The 20,517-nt window shown below is 75.7% G+C and carries 1 protein-coding gene and 1 pseudogene; both read right to left on the reverse strand.

The window, feature by feature from the left end; all coding sequences use genetic code 11:
* Positions 1 to 141: 141 nt before the first annotated feature.
* Complete coding sequence (locus tag OG618_RS06320; RefSeq protein WP_329486221.1) at positions 142 to 10,848, reverse strand: type I polyketide synthase; 10,707 nt, start codon at positions 10,846 to 10,848, stop codon at positions 142 to 144.
* A 36-nt stretch (positions 10,849 to 10,884) separates the two neighbouring features.
* Positions 10,885 to 20,436, reverse strand: a pseudogene (locus tag OG618_RS06325) (type I polyketide synthase); the annotation flags it as partial.
* Between the last annotated feature and the right edge of the window lie 81 nt (positions 20,437 to 20,517).

Below are 20,517 nucleotides of genomic sequence, written 5' to 3' on the forward strand. Positions count from 1 at the left end.
GCGGGTCGTTCCCCGGGCCGGCGACCGGCCCGGCGCCCGGGACGGTCACTGGTCCGGTCACCGCTTCGGCCGTTGGTCCGATCACCGGAGCGGTCACCGGTCCCGTCACCGGTCCGGTCACTGGTCCGGTCACTGGTCCGGTCACTGGGGGTCGAGTTCGGCGTCGATGATGTCGAAGAGCTCGTCCACCGAGACGCTGGCGATCCGCTCCGAATCCGCCGCCTCCTCGGGGCGGGCCATCGCGTCCCGCCACCGGGCGAGCAGCGTCTCCAGCCTGGTCGCGACCGCCCGGCCGTCCAGGTCCGTCACCGAGGTGGCGGCCAGCGCCGCCTCCAGCCGGTCCAGCTCCTCGCCGACGCTCGCCACCGGGTGGTCCTCCCGCGTACCGGGCAGCACCAGGCGCTCGGCCAGGTGGGCGGCGATCGCCGCGGCCGTCGGGTGGTCGAAGACCAGCGCCGTGGGCAGCCGCAGCCCGGTCAGCAGGCCGAGCCGGTTGCGCAGTTCGACCGCGGTCAGCGAGTCGAACCCCAGCTCCGAGAGGACCCGGTCCGGCTGGACGCGCTGGGTGCCGTCGTGACCGAGCACGGTCGCGATCGCCTCCCGCACGGCGTCCAGCAGGATCCGGTCGCGCTCCGCCCCGCCGGCCGCGGCGAGCCGGTCCAGCAGCGTCCCGGAGCGGCCGGCCGAGGCCTGCCGACGGCCGGACGGGCCCCGGACCAGACCGTGCAGCACCGACGGCAGGGCCGACCCCTGCGCACGCAGCGCGCCCACGTCCCAGCGGACCGCCGCCAGCAGCGGCTCACCGGTGCCGACGGCCTCGTCGAACAGCGCCATGCCGTCCCGCGCGGTCAGCGGCACCAGCCCGCCCCGGGCCAGCCTGCGCAGGTCCAGCTCCGAGAGGTGCCCGGTCATCGCGCTGGCGTCGGCCCACAGGCCCCACGCCAGCGAGGTCGCGGGCAGGCCGAGCCCGGCCCGGTGGGCGGCGAGCGCGTCCAGGAAGGCGTTGGCCGCCGCGTAGTTGGCCTGGCCGACACCGCCCAGCACACCGCTGGCCGAGGAGTAGAGCACGAAGGCCGAGAGGTCCAGCCCGCGGGTCAGCTCGTGCAGGTACCAGGCCGCGTCCACCTTCGGGCGCAGCACCCCGGCCGCCTGCTCGGCGGTCATCGACGTGATCAGGCTGTCGTCCAGCACACCCGCCGTGTGGACGACGGCCGTGAGCGGGTGCGCCGCCGGGATCGCGGCCAGCAGCCCGGCCAGCGCGTCACGGTCGGCGGCGTCGCAGGCCGCCAGGACGACCTCCGCCCCCAGCCCGGTCAGCTCGGCCCGCAGCTCCTCGGCGCCCTCGGCCTGCGGACCGCTCCGGCTGATCAGCAGCAGCCGGCGGGCCCCGTGGGCCGTCACCAGATGACGGGCCACCAGGCGGCCCAGCACGCCGGTGGCGCCGGTGACCAGCACCGTGCCCGCCGGGTCCAGGGCCGGGAACGCCCCGTCCGGGGCCTGTTCGGCCGGCAGCGCCCGGACCACCGGGGCCAGCCGGGGCACCAGCGGCGCGCCGTCCCGGACGGCCACCTCCGTCTCCGCCCCGAGCGGGACCGCGGCCAGTGCGGCCGTGTCCGCCGCCCGGTCCAGGTCCGCGTCCAGCAGCCCGAACCGGCCCGGGTGCTCCGACCGCGCGGAGCGGACCAGCCCCCAGACGGCGGCGGCCACCGGATCGCCGCCGTCGGTCGCCCCGGCGCAGACGAACACCAGCCGGGACTCGGCGAACCGCTCGTCGGCCAGCCACTCCTGGACGAGCGCCAGCGCCTCCCGGACCGCCGTGTGGGCGGCGGCCGGGACGTCCCCGGCGGGCGCCGTCACCCGGACCAGCACCACCGGCGGCACTGCCGTGCCGGTGTCGACCGCGGCGGCCAGCGCACCGAGACCGGGGAACGCGCGGATGCCCTCCGGGCCGCCGGGCCGGTCGCCGAGGACCGCCCAGTCGGCACGGTCCACCGGCGCCGCGGTGGCGGCCGGCTGCCACTCCAGCCGGAACAGGGCGTCCGGCTCGCCGCGCCGCCCGGCGGACGGCGCCGGCGCGAGCCGCACCGAACCGGCCGAGGCGACCACCATGCCGTCGTGGTCCGTCAGGACCACGGAGACGGTGTCCGCGTCCGTGTCCTGGTCCGACTCCGTCGCCCCCGTCGCCTCCGCGCGGCCGATCACGGCCCGGACGGCGGTGGCCCCGGCGGCGTGCACCTGCACCTCCGTCCAGGACACCGGCACCAGCGGCCCCGACGCGTCCCGGGCGGCGGTCCACGCCCGGACCGCCGCGTCGAACAGCGCCGGGTGCAGGACGAACGCCCCCGGTTCGGCCAGTTCGACCTCGGCCCACACCCGGGCCCCCTCCTGCCAGACCCGCCGCGGCCCCGGGAACGCCGGTCCGTAGGCGATGCCCTGGTCGGCGATCCGCTCCGCCACCGTGTCGGCGGCGAGCTCCGTGCCCGGCCGCCAGACCACCGGACCGGCCGGCTCCTGCTCGGCACCGACGGCGGCCGTCAGATGGACGGTCCATTCCTCTCCGTCGCCCGCGTCGGGGCACGACCGCACGACGACCGACCGCAGGCCGGCGCCGTCCGCCGCCCCGACGACCACCTGGACCCGGAACGCGCCCTGCTCCGGCAGGGCGAGCGGCACCGTCGCCGTCGCCTCCGCCACCCGGGGCGCGCCCGCCCGGTCACCGGCGGCGATCACCAGGTCGAGCAGCAGCGAACCGGGGAGCACGACCACCCCGTCGATCGCGTGGTCGGCCAGCCAGGGGTGCGTGGCGAGGGAGATCCGCCCGGTCAGCAGCGCTCCGCCGTCCGGGAGTTCGGCCGAGGCGGCGAGCAGCGGGTGCCCGGTGTCGGACAGCCCCGCCGAGGACACATCGCCCCCGGCCGCCGGCTCCAGCCAGTAGCGCTCGCGTTGGAAGGCGTACGTCGGCAGCTCGACCAGACGCGGGTCATGATCCGCGAACAGCGCCGGCCAGTCGACGTCCGTACCGTGGACGAAGGCGTGCGCGAGGGCCGTCACCGCCTGGCGGCACTCCGGCCGGTCCCCGCGCAGCGCGGGCGCGGCAGCGTCGACGAGGGCCGAGAGCACACCGTCCGGGCCGAGTTCGACCCAGGCGCCCACACCCGCCGCCTCGACCGCGTCCGCGAAGCGGACCGTGCGGGACACATGCTCCACCCAGTAGGCCGGGTCGCACCACTCGTTCTCGACGGGCAGGCCGGTGACGGTCGAGACCGCCGCAACGCGCGGCGGGTGGAAGGTCAGACCCGACACCACCGCACGGAAGTCCTCCAGCATCGGGGCCATCAGCGGGGAGTGGAACGCGTGGCTCACCTCCAGCCGCTTGGTGCGGCGGCCCGGCAGCGCCTCGACGACCGCGCGAACCGCGTCCTCCGCCCCCGAAACCACCACCGAAGTCGGCGAGTTGACCGCCGCGACACCCACCTCCGAGAGCCCGGCGAGCAGCGGGAGGACCTCCTCCTCGGCCGCCTCCACCGCGACCATCGCCCCACCGGCGGGCAGCGCGTCCATCAACCGGGCCCGCGCCGACACCAGCGCACACGCGTCCGCCAGGTCCAGAACCCCGGCCACGTGCGCGGCCGCGATCTCACCCACCGAATGCCCCACCAGCACACGCGGAGCCACGCCCCAGGAGGCGAGCAGCCGGAACAGCGCCACCTCCAGCGCGAACAGCGCCGGCTGCGCCGACCCCGTACGACCCAGCCCCTCACCCGAGGCGACGACCTCGGCCACCGGCGCGTCGAGCACCGCGCAGACCTCGTCGAACGCCGCCCGGAACACGGGGAACGCCTCGTACAACTCCCGCCCCATCCCCACCCGCTGACCACCCTGGCCCGCGAACAGGAACCCCACACCGGTCCGAACCGCACCCGGCGAGGACAACACCGGCTCGGCCGCGACGAGTTCGGAGCCATCGGCGCCCAGCAGCACCGCCCGGTGCTCGAACACCGCCCGCGACGACACCAACGAGAAGCCCACGTCCACCGGGTCGACGTCACCCGAGGACGCCAGCTCGGTCACCCGGGCCAGCTGCCCGCCCAGCGCCTCCGCCGACCGCGCCGACACCACCCACGGCACCACCGGCATCGCCGCCCGGTCACCGTCCACCGCGACCGCCGCCGGATCCCCCTCTTCGAGGATCACATGCGCGTTCGTGCCACTGATCCCGAACGAGGAGACCCCGGCGCGACGCGGACGGTCACCCGGGAACCATTCCCGGGCCTCATCCAGCAACTCCACCGCCCCGGCCGACCAGTCGACGTAAGGGCTGGGCTCGTCCAGGTGGAGCGTCCGGGGCAGGACGCCGTGCTGCATCGCCAGCGCCATCTTGATCACGCCGGCCATCCCCGCCGCGTGCTGGGTGTGGCCGATGTTGGACTTCACCGACCCGAGGTAGAGCGGCCGGTCCGCGTCGCGGTCGCGCCCGTACGTCGCCAGCAGGGCCTGCGCCTCGATCGGGTCACCCAGCCGGGTGCCCGTCCCGTGCGCCTCCACCGCGTCCACATCCGCCGCCGACAACCCCGCACTCGCCAACGCCTGCCGGATCACCCGCTCCTGCGAGGGACCGTTCGGCGCCGTCAGACCGTTCGACGCACCGTCCTGGTTCACCGCACTGCCCCGCACCACCGCCCAGACCCGGTGGCCGAGCCGCCGGGCGTCCGAGAGCCGCTCCAGCAGCAGCACCCCCACACCCTCCGACCAACCCGCGCCGTCGGCGGCCGCCGAGAACGACTTGCAGCGGCCGTCCGGCGCGCCGACCCGCTGCCGTGAGAACTCCACGAACAGGGTCGGGGTGGACATCACGATCACACCGCTCGCCAGCGCCATCGAGCACTCGCCGTTGCGCAGCGCCTGCGCCGCCAGGTGGATGGCCACCAGCGAGGAGGAGCAGGCGGTGTCGACGGTCAGCGTCGGACCGGTGAAGCCGAAGGTGTAGGCGATCCGGCCGGAGGCGATCGCGCCGGCGCTGCCGGTCAGCAGGTAGCCCTCGAACTCGGGGGCCTTGGCGAGGATCCCCGCGTGGTCCTGGCCGCTGATGCCGGCGAAGACGCCGGTCTGGCTGCCGCGCAGCGACTGCGGGTCGATGCCCGCGTGCTCGAACACCTCCCAGGTGGTCTCCAGCAGCAGGCGCTGCTGCGGGTCCATGCTGAGGGCCTCCCGCGGGGAGATCCCGAAGAACCCGGCGTCGAACCGGTCCACGTCGTCCAGGAAGCCGCCCTCGACCGTGTAGGTCTTGCCGGGCGCGTCCGGGTCGGCGTCGTACAGGTCCTCGATGCTCCAGCCGCGTTCGGCGGGGAACGGCCGGATGGCGTCCACGCCGTCGGTGACCAGCTGCCACAGGTCCTCGGGCGAGTCGATCCCGCCGGGGTAGCGGCAGGCCATGCCGACGATGACGATCGGGTCGTCGTCGGGCGAGGCCGCGGACGGGGCCGGGAGGGTCTCCGGGCTGGCCGCCGCCGCGCCGCCGAGTTCGGCGTCGAGGTGGGCGGTGAGCGCGGCCACGCTCGGGTAGTCGAAGACGAGGGTGGCGGAGGGCTTCAGGCCGGTCGCGTTCCTGAGCCGGTTGCGCAGTTCGACGGCGGTCAGCGAGTCGAAGCCCAGCTCGGTGAACGGCCGGTCCGCCTCGATGGCCGACCCGTCGCGGTGCCCGAGCACCTCGGCGACCTGGGTGCGGACGAGGTCGGCCAGGGCCTGGGTGCGGTCGGCGGGAGCGAGCCCGGCCAGCCGGCCGGCCAGGGCGGAGGCGCTCTCGCCCGTTCCGGCGGTGCCGCGGCGCGCGGTGGGCCGGACCAGTCCGCTGAGCAGGGGCGGGAGTTGGCTGCCGAGGCCGCGCAGGGCGGCCAGGTCGAGCCGGGTGGGCAGCGCCCAGCCGCGGCGCTCCCGCAGCACCGTGTCGAACAGGGCGAGGCCGTCCGCGTCGCCGAGCGGGCGCATACCGGCCCGGGCGATCCGCTCGCGGTCGGTGCCGGTCAGTTCGCCGGTCATCGCGCCGCCGGACTCCCAGAGCCCCCACGCGAGCGTCGTCGCCGGCAGGCCGAGTCGGCCCCGGTGGGCGGCCAGGGCGTCGAGGAAGGCGTTGGCCGCCGCGTAGTTGGCCTGGCCCGCGCCGCCGAAGGTGGCGGCGGCCGAGGAGTAGAGGACGAAGGCGGTGAGGTCGAGCTCCCGGGTGAGCTCGTGCAGGTGCCAGGCCGCGTCGGCCTTCGGGCGCAGCACGGTGGCGAACCGCTCCGGCGTGAGCGAGGTGACGAGCCCGTCGTCGAGGACGCCGGCGGTGTGCACGACCGCGCGCAGCGGCCGGTCGGCGGGGACGGCGGCGAGCAGGGCGGCGAGCGCGGCCCGGTCGCCGACGTCGCAGGCCGCCACGGTGGCCTCGGCGCCGAGTGCGGCCAGCTCGTCCCGCAGGGCGGCGGCGCCGGGCGCGGCCGGGCCGGAGCGGCTGACCAGCAGGAGGTGCCGCACCCCGTGCTCGCGGACCAGGTGGTGGGCGAGCCGGGTGCCGAGGGCACCGGTGGCGCCGGTGACCAGCACGGTGCCGTCGGGGTCGAACGGGCCGGCCCCGGCGGTGTCGGTAACGGAGTCGGTGTCGGTGCCGGTGTCGGTAGCGGAGTCGGCGGCGGTGTCGGCGGCGGGCAGGCGGGCCAGGCGGGGCACCAGGACGGCGCCGTCGCGGAGCAGGACCTCCGGCTCGTCGACGGCCAGGGCCGCCGCCCAGGCGTCGGAGGACGCCTGGGCCGTTTCGCCGCCCGGCGCGGAGCCGTCGGCCGAGTCGACGAGCAGGAAGCGCCCGGGGTGCTCGGTGGCGGCGGCCCGCACCAGGCCGCGGACGCTCGCGGACGCCAGGTCGGTGCCGTCGACGGCCCCCCGGGTGACCACGGCGAGCCGGGTACCGGCCAGCCGCTCGTCGGACAGCCAGTCGGTGAGCAGGGCGGCCGTCCCGGTGACGGCGGTGTGGGTGTCCGCGAGCGCGTCGCCGGTACCCGGCGCGAGGCCGGTCAGGACCAGCTCGGGCACGGGTGCGCCGTCGTCCAGTGCCCGGCGCAGCGCGGCCAGGTCCGAGTGCCCGGGGGCGGTGGGGAAGGCCCCGGCCAGGTCCGCGGCGGCCAGCAGGACCGGCCGCTCGGGCGCCGGCCGGGTGGCGGTGGCCGGACGCCAGTCGATCCGGAACAGCGCGTCGTGGTCGCGGGCCGCGCCGCGCAGCGCCGCCGGGTCGACCTCGCGCCAGGTCAGCGTGGCGACGGAGGCGACGGGCGCGCCGTCGGCGTCGGCGAGGGCCAGCGCGACGGAGTCGGGCCCCGTCGGGGTGAGCCGGACCCTGAGCCGGGTGGCGCCGGAGGCGTGCACCTCGACGCCGCTCCACGCGAACGGCAGGCCGCCGTGCCGGCCGTCGTCGACGACACCGCGCAGCAGCGGGTGCAGGGCGGCGTCGAACAGGGCGGGGTGGAGCACGAACCGGCCCGCCTCGGCGGTCTGTTCCGGGCTGAGCGCGGTCTCGGCGAACAGCTCGCCGTCGCGCCGCCACACCCGGCGCAGGCCCTGGAACTGCGGTCCGTAGCCGTGGCCGAGCCCGGCCAGCCGGGCGTAGACGCCGTCGAGGTCCACCTCGACCGCGCCGGGCGGCGGCCAGGCGCCCACCTCGGCGGGTGCCCCGGCGCCGGGGGCGACCACACCGGTGGCGTGGCCGGTCCAGACCGGCTCCGCCCCGTCGGCCGGTTCGGGGCGCGAGTGCACGGACGCCTCGCGCTGGCCGTGCTCGTCGGCCGGGCCGATGACGACCTGGACCTGGACGGCGCCCTGGGCGGGCAGCAGCAGCGGTGCGGTCAGCGTGAGGTCCTCGATCCGGCCGCAGCCGACCCGGTCGCCGGCCGTGGTGACGAGCTCGACCAGCCCGGTACCGGGCAGCAGCACGGTGTCCAGCACGGCGTGGTCGGCGAGCCACGGGTGGCTGCTCAGCGAGAGCCGACCGGTCAGGACGACGCCGCCGCCAGCCAGCTCGACGGAGGCGCCGAGCAGCGGGTGGCCCGCGAGCCCGAGGCCGGCGGCCGTGACGTCGCCCACCGAGCCGTCGGAGCGGAGCCAGTAGTCGGTGTGCTGGAACGCGTAGGTGGGCAGCTCGACCGGTCGGCGCGGGCCGCCGAGCAGGGCCGTCCAGTCGACCGGCACGCCCCGCACGTGGAGTGCGGCCGCGTTGGTCAGCAACTGGTGCAGGCCGCCGTGGTGGCGGCGCAGCGAGCCGACCACGACGGCGTGCTCGGCGCCGCGCTCCTCGGCCGTCTCCCCGATGCCCATGGTGAGCACCGGGTGCGGGCTGAGCTCCACGAATGCGTGGTGCCCGGAGTCCAGCAGGGCCGCCGTGCCGTCGGCGAAGCGCACCGTGCGGCGCAGGTTCTCGTACCAGTAGTGGGCGTCCATCTCCGCGGTGTCCAGCCACTCGCCGGTCACCGTGGACCAGAGCGGGGTGTCGGCGGAACGCGGTGCGAGGTCCCGGAGTTCGGCCAGCAGCCGGTCCTGGATGCCCTCGACGTGCGCGGAGTGCGAGGCGTAGTCCACCGGGATGCGGCGGGCCCGGACGTCCTCGGCGGTCAGTACGGCGAGCAGGTCGTCGAGTTCGGCGGCGGAGCCGGAGACGACCACCGTCCGGGGGCCGTTGACGGCCGCCACCGAGAGCGCCCCGCCGTACCCGGCGATCCGCTCCTCGACCTCGGCGAGGGGCAGCGGGACGGACGCCATGCCGCCGAGGCCGGCCAGTTCGGTCAGCGCGCGGCTGCGCAGCACCACCACGCGGGCCGCGTCGCGCAGCGACAGCGCGCCGGCGACGCAGGCGGCCGCGATCTCGCCCTGCGAGTGCCCGATCACCGCGGCCGGGGCCACCCCGATCGCCCGCCAGGCCGCCGCCAGCGACACCATGACCGCGAACAGGGCGGGCTGGACCACGTCGACGCGCGCCAGGGCGGACTCGTCCTCGGTCTCGGCCAGCAGGTCGAGCACGGACCAGCCGGTCAGCTCGCCGAGCACCTCGTCGCACTCGGCCATCGCGGCGGCGAACGCCGGTGAGCCGTCGAGCAGTTCGGCGGCCATGCCGAGCCACTGCGAGCCCTGGCCGGGGAAGACGAAGACGGTGCCGCCGGGCGCGCCGGCGGTACCCACGACCGCTCCGGCGGAGTCCTCGGCCACCGCGGTGAGCCCGGCCACCAGCTCCGCGTGGTCGGCCCCGAGCACGACCGCCCGGTGCTCGAACGCGGCGCGCGTGGCGAGCAGCGACCGGCCCGCGTCGGCGAGGTCGGGCGCGGGCCAGGCGGCCAGCCGGGCCGCCTGCGCCCGCAGGGCGGCGGCGCTGCGGGCGGAGAGGACCCAGGGCAGCACGGCCGGCGTCCGGTCCGGCCCGGCGGCCGGCTCCTCGGCCGCCTCCGGCGCGTCCTCGGGTGCCTCCTCCAGCACGACGTGCGCGTTGGTGCCGCTGATGCCGAACGAGGACACGGCGCCCCGCCGGAGCCGGTCCCCCGGCGCCCAGGCCTGCTCGCGGTCGAGCAGCCGGACGGCCCCGGTCTCCCACTCGATGTGCGGGGAGGGGGCGTCCACGTGCAGGGTGCGGGGCAGGACGCCGTTGCGCAGGGCCATGACCAGCTTGATGATGCCGGCGACGCCGGCGGCGGCCTGGGTGTGCCCGATGTTGGACTTCACCGACCCGAGGTAGAGCGGCCGGTCCCCGGCGCGCTCGCGCCCGTAGGTGGCCAGCAGGGCCTCCGCCTCGATCGGGTCGCCGAGCCGGGTGCCGGTGCCGTGCGCCTCGACGACGTCCACGTCGGCCGGGGTCAGCCCGGCGTTCGCCAGCGCCTGCCGGATCACCCGCTGCTGGGCGGGGCCGTTCGGCGCGGTGAGACCGTTGGACGCGCCGTCCTGGTTCACGGCCGAGCCGCGCACCACCGCGAGCACCGGGTGCCCGTTGCGCCGGGCGTCCGACAGCCGCTCGACCAGCAGCAGGCCGACGCCCTCGGACCAGCCGACGCCGTCCGCGGCGGCCGAGAAGGACTTGCAGCGGCCGTCGGAGGAGAGCCCGCGCTGGCGGGAGAACTCGACGAAGACCGCCGGGGAGGACATCACGGTGACGCCGCCGGCCAGGGCCATCGAGCACTCGCCCGCCCGCAGCGCCCGGATCGCCAGGTGCAGCGCCACCAGCGACGACGAGCAGGCGGTGTCCACCGTGATCGCGGGGCCGGTCAGGCCCAGGTTGTAGGCGATCCGCCCGGAGGCGATGCTCGCCGCGCTGCCGTGCCCGAGGTAGCCCTCGAAGCCCTCCGGCGCGGTCAGGAAGCGGGCCCCGTAGTCCGCGTACATCACCCCGGTGAAGACCCCGAGCGGCTGGTCCCGGACGGAGGTCGGGTCGATCCCGGCCCGTTCGAGCGTCTCCCAGGCGGTCTCCAGCAACAGCCGCTGCTGGGCGTCGACGCCCATCGCCTCCCGCGGGCTCATCCCGAAGAACTCGGCGTCGAACTCCCCCGCGCCGTGCAGGAATCCGCCGTCCGTGCTGTACGTCTTGCCGGTGCGGTCCGGGTCCGGGTCGAACAGGTCGGTCGGCCAGCCCCGGTTGGTGGGGAACGGGGTGATCGCGTCACCGCCGTCGGCCAGCAGCCGCCAGAGGTCCTCCGGCGAGGCCACCCCACCGGGGAACCGGCACCCCATCCCGACGATCGCGATGGGCTCCTGGTCCCGCTCCTCGAACTCCCGCAGCTGGTGCCGGGCCTGGTAGAGGTCCGCGGAGACCTGCTTCAGGTAGTTCAGCAACTTCTCGTCGTTCGCCATCTCTTCCGCCCCGATCGGTGTCGCGTACAGACGTGCTCAGCTGAGGGAGATCCCGAGTTCCCTGGTGACAAAGTCGTAGACCTCGTCGGCGGAGGCGTCGGCCAGCCTTTCGGTGACCTGGGCCGCCTCGGTGTCGGCCGTCCAATGGGAGAGCAGCGCGCGCAGCCGCTCCACCGCCCGCTCCCGGGTGGCCGGGTCGAGCCCGGTCGTGCCCGTGGTGGCCTCCAGCGCCTCCAGCCGGTCCAGCACCGGGTGGCCGGCCTCCGGCACCCGCGCCCGCAGTTCGGTGCGCAGATAGCCCACCAGCGCGGTCGGCGTCGGGTAGTCGAAGGCCAGCGTGGCCGGCAGGCGCCGCCCCGCCAGGGCGGTCAGCCGGTTGCGCAGGTCCACCGCGGTCAGCGAGTCGAAACCCAGCTCCGCGAAGGTCCGGTCGCGGTCGATCCCGTCGGCCCCGGCGTGGCCGAGGACGACCGCGATCTCGCGGCACACCACCTCGTCGATCAGCCCGTCCCGGTCCTCCGGCGCGGTGCGCGCCAGCCGGTCCACCAGGGTCTCCTCGGGCGCCCCGGCCGCCGCGCCGGCCCGCCGGGGCCGGCCGACCAGGCCGCGCAGCACCGCGGGCATCGCCTCGCCCTGGGCCCGCAGGGCCTTGGTGTCCAGCCGCATCGGCAGCAGCCACGGCCGCCCCGCCGCGAGCGCCGCGTCGAACAGGTCGAGGCCGGTGGCGTCGTCCAGCGCGATGATCCCGGCCCGGGCGAGCCGGCGCAGGTCCGCCGCGCCGAGACGGCCGGTGATGCCGCTCTCCCGTGCCCACAGCCCCCAGGACAGGGCCAGCGCCGGGAGGCCCCGGGCCCGGCGGTGCAGCGCCAGGGCGTCCAGATAGCCGTTGGCGGCCGCGTAGTTGCCCTGTCCGGGCGCCCCGAAGGTGGCGGCGACCGAGGAGAACACGACGAACGCCGACAGGTCCAGGCCGAGGGTCAGCTCGTGCAGGTGCCAGGCGGTGTCCGCCTTGGGCGCGAGCACGTCGGCGACCCGGCGGCGGGTCAGCGAGTCGATGACGCCGTCGTCGGCCACCCCGGCCAGGTGCAGGACGGCGGTCAGCGGGTGCTCGGCGGGGACGGCGGCCAGCAGCGCGGCCAGCGCCGCCCGGTCGGTCACGTCACAGGCCGCCACCTCGACCTCGGCGCCCGACTCCTCCAGCTCCCGGACGAGTTCGGCGACGCCCGGTCCGTCCGGGCCCCGGCGGCCGGCCAGCAGCAGCCGGCGGACGCCGTGGGCACGCACCAGGTGGCGGGCGAACATCCCGCCCAGCACACCGGTACCACCGGTGATCAGCGTCGTCCCCGTGGCCGGGAACGCCACCGGGACGTCGCCCCCGGCCGACGGCCGGGCCACCCTGGGGACCAGTACGGTGCCTGCCCGCAGGGCCAGTTGCGGCTCGCCGGAGGCCACCGCGCCCGGCAGCAGCGGCCAGGCCGCGTCCAGGTCGTCGACGTCGACCAGCACCAGCCGGTCGGGGTGCTCGGTCTGCGCCGACTTCAGCAGGCCCCAGGCCGCGGCTCCGGCCAGGTCGACGGCGGTGGGGCCGGTGGCACCGGTGGCGCCGGGGGCGTCCGGGCCAGCGGGAGCGGCGGGAGCGGTGGGACCGGTGGCGCCGGTGGTGACGACCACCAGCCGGGCCCCGGTCAGCCGCGCGTCCGCCAACCAGGCCTGGACCAGCTCCAGCGCGTCACCGACCGTGGTGGCCGGGTCGGCCGGGTCACCGGCGGCCAGCCGGGCCAGCACGACCGGCGGCAGCGGCGCCCCCGCGTCGAGCGCGACACCGAGCGCGGCCACATCGGCGTAGTGGAGCGGGAGTTCGTCACTCGGCGCGCCGAGCACCGCCCACGTCGCGGTCGACTCCGCCGGGCGTGCCGCCGACACCGGCTCGACCTGCTGCCACACCACCTCGAACAGCGCGTCGTGACCGGCGGCCCGAACGGCATCCGCGGTCACCTCCCGCCACGCCAGGGAGTCGATCCTGGCGACCGTCCGACCGCCGTCGTCCGCCATGTGCAGCGACACCGTGTCCGGACCGATCGGCACGATCCGCACCCGCAGCCGCGACGCCCCCGGCGCGAACACGCTCACCCCGCTCCAGGCGAACGGCAGCCCGGCCGCCCGCTCGTCGTCCACCACCCCCGGCAGCAACGGGTGCACCACCGCGTCCAGCAGGGCGGGGTGGAGGACGTAGTCGCCGGTCGCACCGGGCGCGCCCGAGGGCAGCTCGATCTCCGCGACGACCTCGTCACCCGCCTTCCAGAGCCGTCGCAGGCCCTGGAACACCGGGCCATAGGCATAGCCCCGATCGGTCAACTCCTCGTACAGGCCGGTCAGATCGCGCTCGACGGCATCGCCGGCCGGCTGGTCGGCCCCCGCGCCGGGCTCCGCCTCGGCCGCACCCACCGAACCCGTCACGTGCTGGGTCCACTCGGGATCGGCGTCGTCGGCGGCCGGCCGCGAGTACACCGCCACGGCCCGGCTGCCCGAACCGTCCGGAGCCTCCACCACGACCTGGAGCTGGACGGCCCCCGAACGCGGCAGCACCAGCGGAGCGGACAGCACCAGCTCCTCCAGCCTCGGGCACCCGACGCGCCGCCCGGCCGTCAGCACCAGCTCGACGAAGGCCGAGCCCGGCAGCAGGACCGAACCCAGGACCGCATGGCCGGTGAGCCAGGGGTGGGTGGCGAGGGAGATCCGCCCGGTCAGCACCGTTTCGCCGTCGGGGAGTTCGACCACGGCGGCGAGCAGCGGGTGGGCGGCGTCGGTGAGTCCGGCGGAGGCGACGTCACCCGTGACAGGCTCCAGCCAGTAGCGCTCGCGCTGGAAGGCATACGTCGGCAGCTCGACCAGGCGCGGGTCATGGCCCGCGAACAGCGCCGGCCAGTCGACGTCCGTACCGTGGACGAAGGCGTGCGCGAGGGCCGTCACCGCCTGGCGGGCCTCCGGCCGGTCCCCGCGCAGCGCGGGCGCGGCAGCGTCGACGAGGGCCGAGAGCACACCGTCCGGGCCGAGTTCGACCCAGGCGCCCACACCCGCCGCCTCGACCGCGTCCGCGAAGCGGACCGTGCGGGACACGTGCTCCACCCAGTAGGCCGGGTCGCACCACTCGTTCTCGACGGGCAGGCCGGTGACGGTCGAGACCGCCGCAACGCGCGGCGGGTGGAAGGCCAGACCCGACACCACCGCACGGAAGTCCTCCAGCATCGGGGCCATCAGCGGGGAGTGGAACGCGTGGCTCACCTCCAGCCGCTTGGTGCGGCGGCCCGGCAGCGCCTCGACAACCGCACGAACCGCCTCCTCCGCGCCGGAAACGACCACCGAAGTCGGCGAGTTGACCGCCGCGACACCCACCTCCGCGAGCCCGGTGAGCAGCGGGAGGACCTCCTCCTCGGCCGCCTCCACCGCGACCATCGCCCCACCGGCGGGCAGCGCGTCCATCAACCGGGCCCGCGCCGACACCAGCGCACACGCGTCCGCCAGATCCAGAACCCCGGCCACGTGCGCGGCCGCGATCTCACCCACCGAATGCCCCACCAGCACACGCGGAGCCACACCCCAGGAGGTGAGCAGCCGGAACAGCGCCACCTCCAGCGCGAACAGCGCCGGCTGCGCCAACCCGGTGCGGCCGAGCCCCTCACCCGAGGCGACGACCTCGGCCACCGGCGCGTCGAGCACCGCGCACACCTCGTCGAACGCCTCCCGGAACACCGGGAACGCCTCGTACAACTCCCGCCCCATCCCCACCCGCTGACCACCCTGGCCCGCGAACAGGAACCCCACACCCGCCCGAACCGCACCCGGCGAGGACAACACCGGCTCGGCCGCGACGAGTTCGGAGCCATCGGCGCCCAGCAGCACCGCCCGGTGCTCGAACACCGCCCGCGACTTCGCCAACGAGAAGCCCACGTCCACCGGGTCGACGTCACCCGAGGACGCCAGCTCCGCCACCCGGGCCAGCTGCCCGCTCAGTGCCTCCGCCGAGCGCGCCGACACCACCCACGGCACCACCGGCATCGCCGCCCGGTCACCGCCCACCGCGACCGCCGCCGGATCCCCCTCCTCCACGATCACATGCGCGTTCGTGCCGCTCGCACCGAAGGAGGAGATGCCGGCGCGACGCGGACGCTCGCCAGAAGCCCACACCCGGGCTTCGCTCAACAGCTCGACGGCGCCCTTGGACCAGTCGACGTGGGGTGTCGGGGTGTCGAGGTGCAGGGATCGCGGCAGCAGACCGCTGCGCAGCGCCATCACCATCTTGATCACGCCGGCCACACCCGCGGCCGCCTGCGTATGCCCGATGTTCGACTTCACCGACCCCAGATACAGCGGCCGGTCCGCGTCCCGCCCGCGCCCGTACGTCGCCAGCAACGCCTCCGCCTCGATCGGGTCACCCAGCCGCGTCCCCGTCCCGTGCGCCTCCACCGCGTCCACATCCGCAGCCGACAACCCCGCACTCGCCAACGCCTGCCGGATCACCCGCTCCTGCGACGGACCGTTCGGCGCCGTCAGACCGTTCGACGCACCGTCCTGGTTCACCGCACTGCCCCGCACCACCGCCAACACCCGGTGACCCAACCGACGGGCATCCGAGAGCCGCTCCACGAGCAGCACCCCCACACCCTCCGACCAACCCGTCCCGTCCGCGTCCGCCGAGAACGACTTGCACCGACCGTCCGCCGCCAACCCCCGCTGCCGCGAGAACTCCACGAACGTCCCCGGCGACGACATCACCGTCACCCCGCCCACCACACCCAACGCACACTCACCACCGCGCAACGCCTGCGCCGCCAGGTGCAACGCCACCAGCGACGAGGAACAGGCGGTGTCCACGGTCAGGGTCGGACCGGTGAAGCCGAAGGCGTACGCGATCCGGCCGGCCAGCACACTGGCCGCGTTGCCGGTCATCAGGTACCCGTCGACGCCGGCCGGGACGCGGGTCATGGACGTCGCGTAGTCCTGACCGTTGCCGCCGACGAACACCCCGGTCGGGCTGTTGCGCAGCGCCGCGGGGTCGATGCCGGCCTGCTCGAAGGCCTCCCACGCCGTCTCCAGCAGTTGGCGCTGCTGCGGGTCCATGCCCAGCGCCTCCCGCGGCGAGATCCCGAAGAACCCGGCATCGAACTCGGTCGCCCCCCGGAGGAAGCCGCCCTCTGCGGTGTAGGTCTTTCCCGGGGCGCCGGCGTCCGGGTCGTAGAGGTCCTCGATGTTCCAGCCGCGGTCGGTGGGGAACGGCTCGATCATGTCGGCGCCGTCGGCGACGACCCGCCACAGGTCCTCCGGCGAGCCGATCCCGCCGGGGAAGCGGCACGCCATGCCGACGATCGCCATCGGTTCGTCGGTGACCGCGGCCGGTGCGACGGGCAGTTGGTCGTCGTCCGCACCGAGCAGTTCCGCCGCCAGGTGGTCCGCGACCGCCTCGACCGTGGGGCGGTCGAAGGCGAGCGAGACGGCCAGGCGGAGGCCGGTCCGCGCGTTCAGGCGATTGCGCAGGTCGACGGCGGTCAGCGAGGTCAGCCCGAGCTCGGTGAAGGCGCGGGCGGTCTCCAGGGGCCCGGACTCCGCGTAGCCGAGCACCTCGGCGACCTCGGTCCGGACCAGGGCGACGAGCGCCTGGCGGCGGTCCGCGTCCGCCAGACCGGCGAGCCGGTCGCGCAGTGCCCGGGCGTCCGCCCCGAGCAGGGCCCTGACCTCGGGCAGCTCGGCGACGAAGCGGTGGGCGCGCGCCACGGTCGGCGCCGAGACCACCTGCTCCCAGTCGACGTCGGCGACGACGGTGTTTTCCCGGCCGGTGCTCACCAGCCCCAGCGCCTCGCGCAGACCGACCGAGCGGAACCCGAGGGCGCCCGGCCCGTCCTCGTCCGGGCCGACGGCCACCGACAGCCCGGGAAGGCCCAGGGACCGGCGGTGCCGGACCACGGCCTCCGCCGCGGTCTGGGTCACGGTGGGCGACGCGGCGCCGCCGATGACGCCGACGGCGGAGCAGAGCACCAGCAGCATCCCGGCCCCGGCCCACTCGTGCAGGTCCTTCAGCTGTTCCGTCCGGGCGGTGACCAGCCGGTGCCACTGCTCGGCCGTCAGGGTCGTGGTGTCGCCGTGTGCTTCTTCGAGCAGGACGACGGCGCTCCCGGCGAGCTCCGCCCGGGTGGCGGCGTTCCACTCCGCGCGCTCGACCCGGTCCGGGAGTCCGGGCTTGCCGACTCCCTCGTCCGCCCGGCCCGTGCCGCCCGGTGCGCCGACCAGGACGACCCGGTCGGCGCCGACGCCCAGCAGCCAGTCCGCGAGCACACCGGCCCGGGGCCCGAGGTCACCGACGACCGCGACCGTTCCGCTCAGGCCGACCGCGCTGCCCCCGGCGCGCGCGGGCCGCAGCCGCCGGGTGAGGACCCGCCCGGCCCGCACGGCAAGCTGGTCGTCCGCGTCCTGGCCGGCGGCCAGCACGTCGCGCAGCCGGTTCCAGTCCTCCTCGGTCGGCGCGGCGGGCAGGTCGACGACTCCGCCCCAGCTCTCGGCCAGCTCCCAGCCGAGCACACGCGCGACCGCCCACGGGCCGGCGCCGTCCGGATCCACCGCCGGATCCTCGGCGGTGGCCGCCACGGCGTTGCGCGTGAGGCACCACAGCGGGATCGTGTCCAGCGCACGGGCGACCGCCACCAGCGCCCCCGCGCGCGGACCGAGCAGCGACACCGCGCCCGCGAGGGGCGCCTCGCCCGCGATCCGGCGCAGCAGCCCGGCGACCGCCTGCTCGTCGAGCTCGACGGCGGGGTCGAGCTCGACCCGGACGACGTTCTCGACCAGGGTCCCCAGGCGTCGGGCGGCCTCCGCCAGGAGCTCGTCCCGATCCGGTCCGGGCGATGTGACGACCAGCCAGGTGCCGGGCACGGCATCCCGGAGCGGCAGGTCGAGAGGTTGCCAACCCACCTGGTAGAGCAGGGAATCGCGGGAGACCGGGCTGCCCGCCCCGGTGCGTGTCGCCGGCTTCAGCCAGTAGCGCTCGCGCTGGAAGGCGTACGTCGGCAGCTCGACCAGACGCGGGTCATGGCCCGCGAACAGCGCCGGCCAGTCGACGTCCGTACCGTGGACGAAGGCGTGCGCGAGGGCCGTCACCGCCTGGCGGCACTCCGGCCGGTCCCCGCGCAGCGCGGGCGCGGCAGCGTCGACGAGGGCCGAGAGCACACCGTCCGGGCCGAGTTCGACCCAGGCGCCCACACCCGCCGCCTCGACCGCGTCCGCGAAGCGGACCGTGCGGGACACGTGCTCCACCCAGTAGGCCGGGTCGCACCACTCACCGTCGACCGGCAGGCCGGTGACGGTCGAGACCGCCGCAACGCGCGGCGGGTGGAAGGCCAGACCCGCCACCACCGCACGGAAGTCCTCCAACATCGGGGCCATCAGCGGGGAGTGGAACGCATGGCTCACCTCCAGCCGCTTGGTACGGCGGCCCGGCAGCGCCTCAACGACCGCACGAACCGCGCCCTCCGCACCCGAAACCACCACCGAAGTCGGCGAGTTGACCGCCGCGACACCCACCTCCGCAAGCCCGGTGAGCAGCGGGAGGACCTCCTCCTCGGCCGCCTCCACCGCGACCATCGCCCCACCGGCGGGCAGCGCGTCCATCAACCGGGCCCGCGCCGACACCAGCGCACACGCGTCCACCAGATCCAGAACCCCGGCCACATGCGCCGCCGCGATCTCACCCACCGAATGCCCCACCAGCACACGCGGAGCCACACCCCAGGAGGCGAGCAGCCGGAACAGCGCCACCTCCAGCGCGAACAGCGCCGGCTGCGCCAGCCCGGTGCGGCCGAGCCCCTCACCCGAGGCGACGACCTCCGCCACCGGCGCGTCGAGCACCGCGCACACCTCGTCGAACGCCGCCCGGAACACCGGGAACGCCTCGTACAACTCCCGCCCCATCCCCACCCGCTGACCACCCTGGCCCGCGAACAGGAACCCCACACCCGCCCGAACCGCACCCGCCCCGGCGGTGACCACATCCGAGCCCAGCACCACCGCCCGGTGCTCCAGCACCGCCCGCGACGACACCAACGAGAAGCCCACATCCACCGGGTCGACATCGCCCGAGGACGCCAGCTCCGCCACCCGGGCCAGCTGCCCGCCCAGCGCCTCCGCCGACCGCGCCGACACCACCCACGGCACCACCGGCATCGCCGCCCGGTCACCGTCCACCGCGACCGCCGCCGGATCCCCCTCTTCGAGGATCACATGCGCGTTGGTGCCACTGATCCCGAACGAGGAGACCCCGGCGCGACGCGGGCGGTCACCCGCGGACCACTCCCGGGCCTCGCCCAGCAACTCCACCGCCCCGGCCGACCAGTCGATGAACGGCGACGGTTCCTTCGCGTACAGGCTCCGGGGCAGTTCCCCGTGCTGCATCGCCAGCACCATCTTGATCACGCCGGCCATCCCCGCCGCGTGCTGGGTGTGGCCGATGTTCGACTTCACCGAGCCCAACCAGAGCGGCTCGCCCTCGGCACGGTCCTGGCCGTACGTCGCCAGCAGCGCGTGCGCCTCGATCGGGTCACCCAGCCGCGTCCCCGTCCCGTGCGCCTCCACCGCGTCCACATCCGCCGCCGACAACCCCGCACTCGCCAACGCCTGCCGGATCACCCGCTCCTGCGAGGGACCGTTCGGCGCCGTCAGACCGTTCGACGCACCGTCCTGATTCACCGCACTGCCCCGCACCACCGCCCACACCCGGTGACCCAACCGACGGGCGTCCGAGAGCCGCTCCAGCAGCAGCACCCCCACACCCTCCGACCAGCCCGCGCCGTCGGCCTCGGCCGAGAACGACTTGCAGCGGCCGTCCGGCGCGCCGACCCGCTGCCGCGAGAACTCCACGAAGGTCCGGGGGGTGGACATGACCGTGACCCCGGCGGCCACCGCGAGCGGGCACTCCTCGTTGCGCAGGGCCTGCGCCGCCAGGTGCAGCGCCACCAGGGAGGAGGAGCAGGCGGTGTCGACGGTCAGGGTCGGACCGGTGAAGCCGAAGGTGTAGGCGACCCGGCCGGACATGATGCTGGGTGCGCCGCCGGTGAGGACGAGCCCCTCCACCTCGGCCGGGGTCTCGTCGACGCGGGGGCCGTACTCGTGGCCGCTCGCCCCGACGAACACCCCGGTCCGGCTGCCGTGCAGCGCCACCGGGTCGATGCCCCCGTGCTCGAAGGCCTCCCACGCCGTCTCCAGCAGCAGCCGCTGCTGCGGGTCCATGGCCAGCGCCTCCCGCGGCGAGATGCCGAAGAAGCCCGCGTCGAACAGGCCCGCGTCGTAGAGGAATCCGCCGTCCCGGGCGTAGCTGTGACCGGCGGCCTCCGGGTCGGGGTCGTAGAGCAGGTCGAGCTCCCAGTCCCGGTCGGTCGGCAGCCCGCCGATGGCGTCGACGCCGTCGGCGACCAGCTGCCACAGGTCCTCGGGCGAGCCGACCCCGCCGGGGAACCGGCAGGCCATGCCGACGATGGCGATGGGCTCGTTCGCCTTCTCCTGGACCTCTTCGAGCTGCCTCCGCACGTCACGCGCGTCGGCGATCGAACGCTTGAGGTATTCGCGGAGCTTGGATTCGTCGGACACGCGCGGTCACTCCCTGGTCGGTCGCATACGGCAGGCGGTGTG

Origin of the sequence: Kitasatospora sp. NBC_01246 (assembly GCF_036226505.1) — a bacterium.
Lineage (GTDB): Bacteria > Actinomycetota > Actinomycetes > Streptomycetales > Streptomycetaceae > Kitasatospora.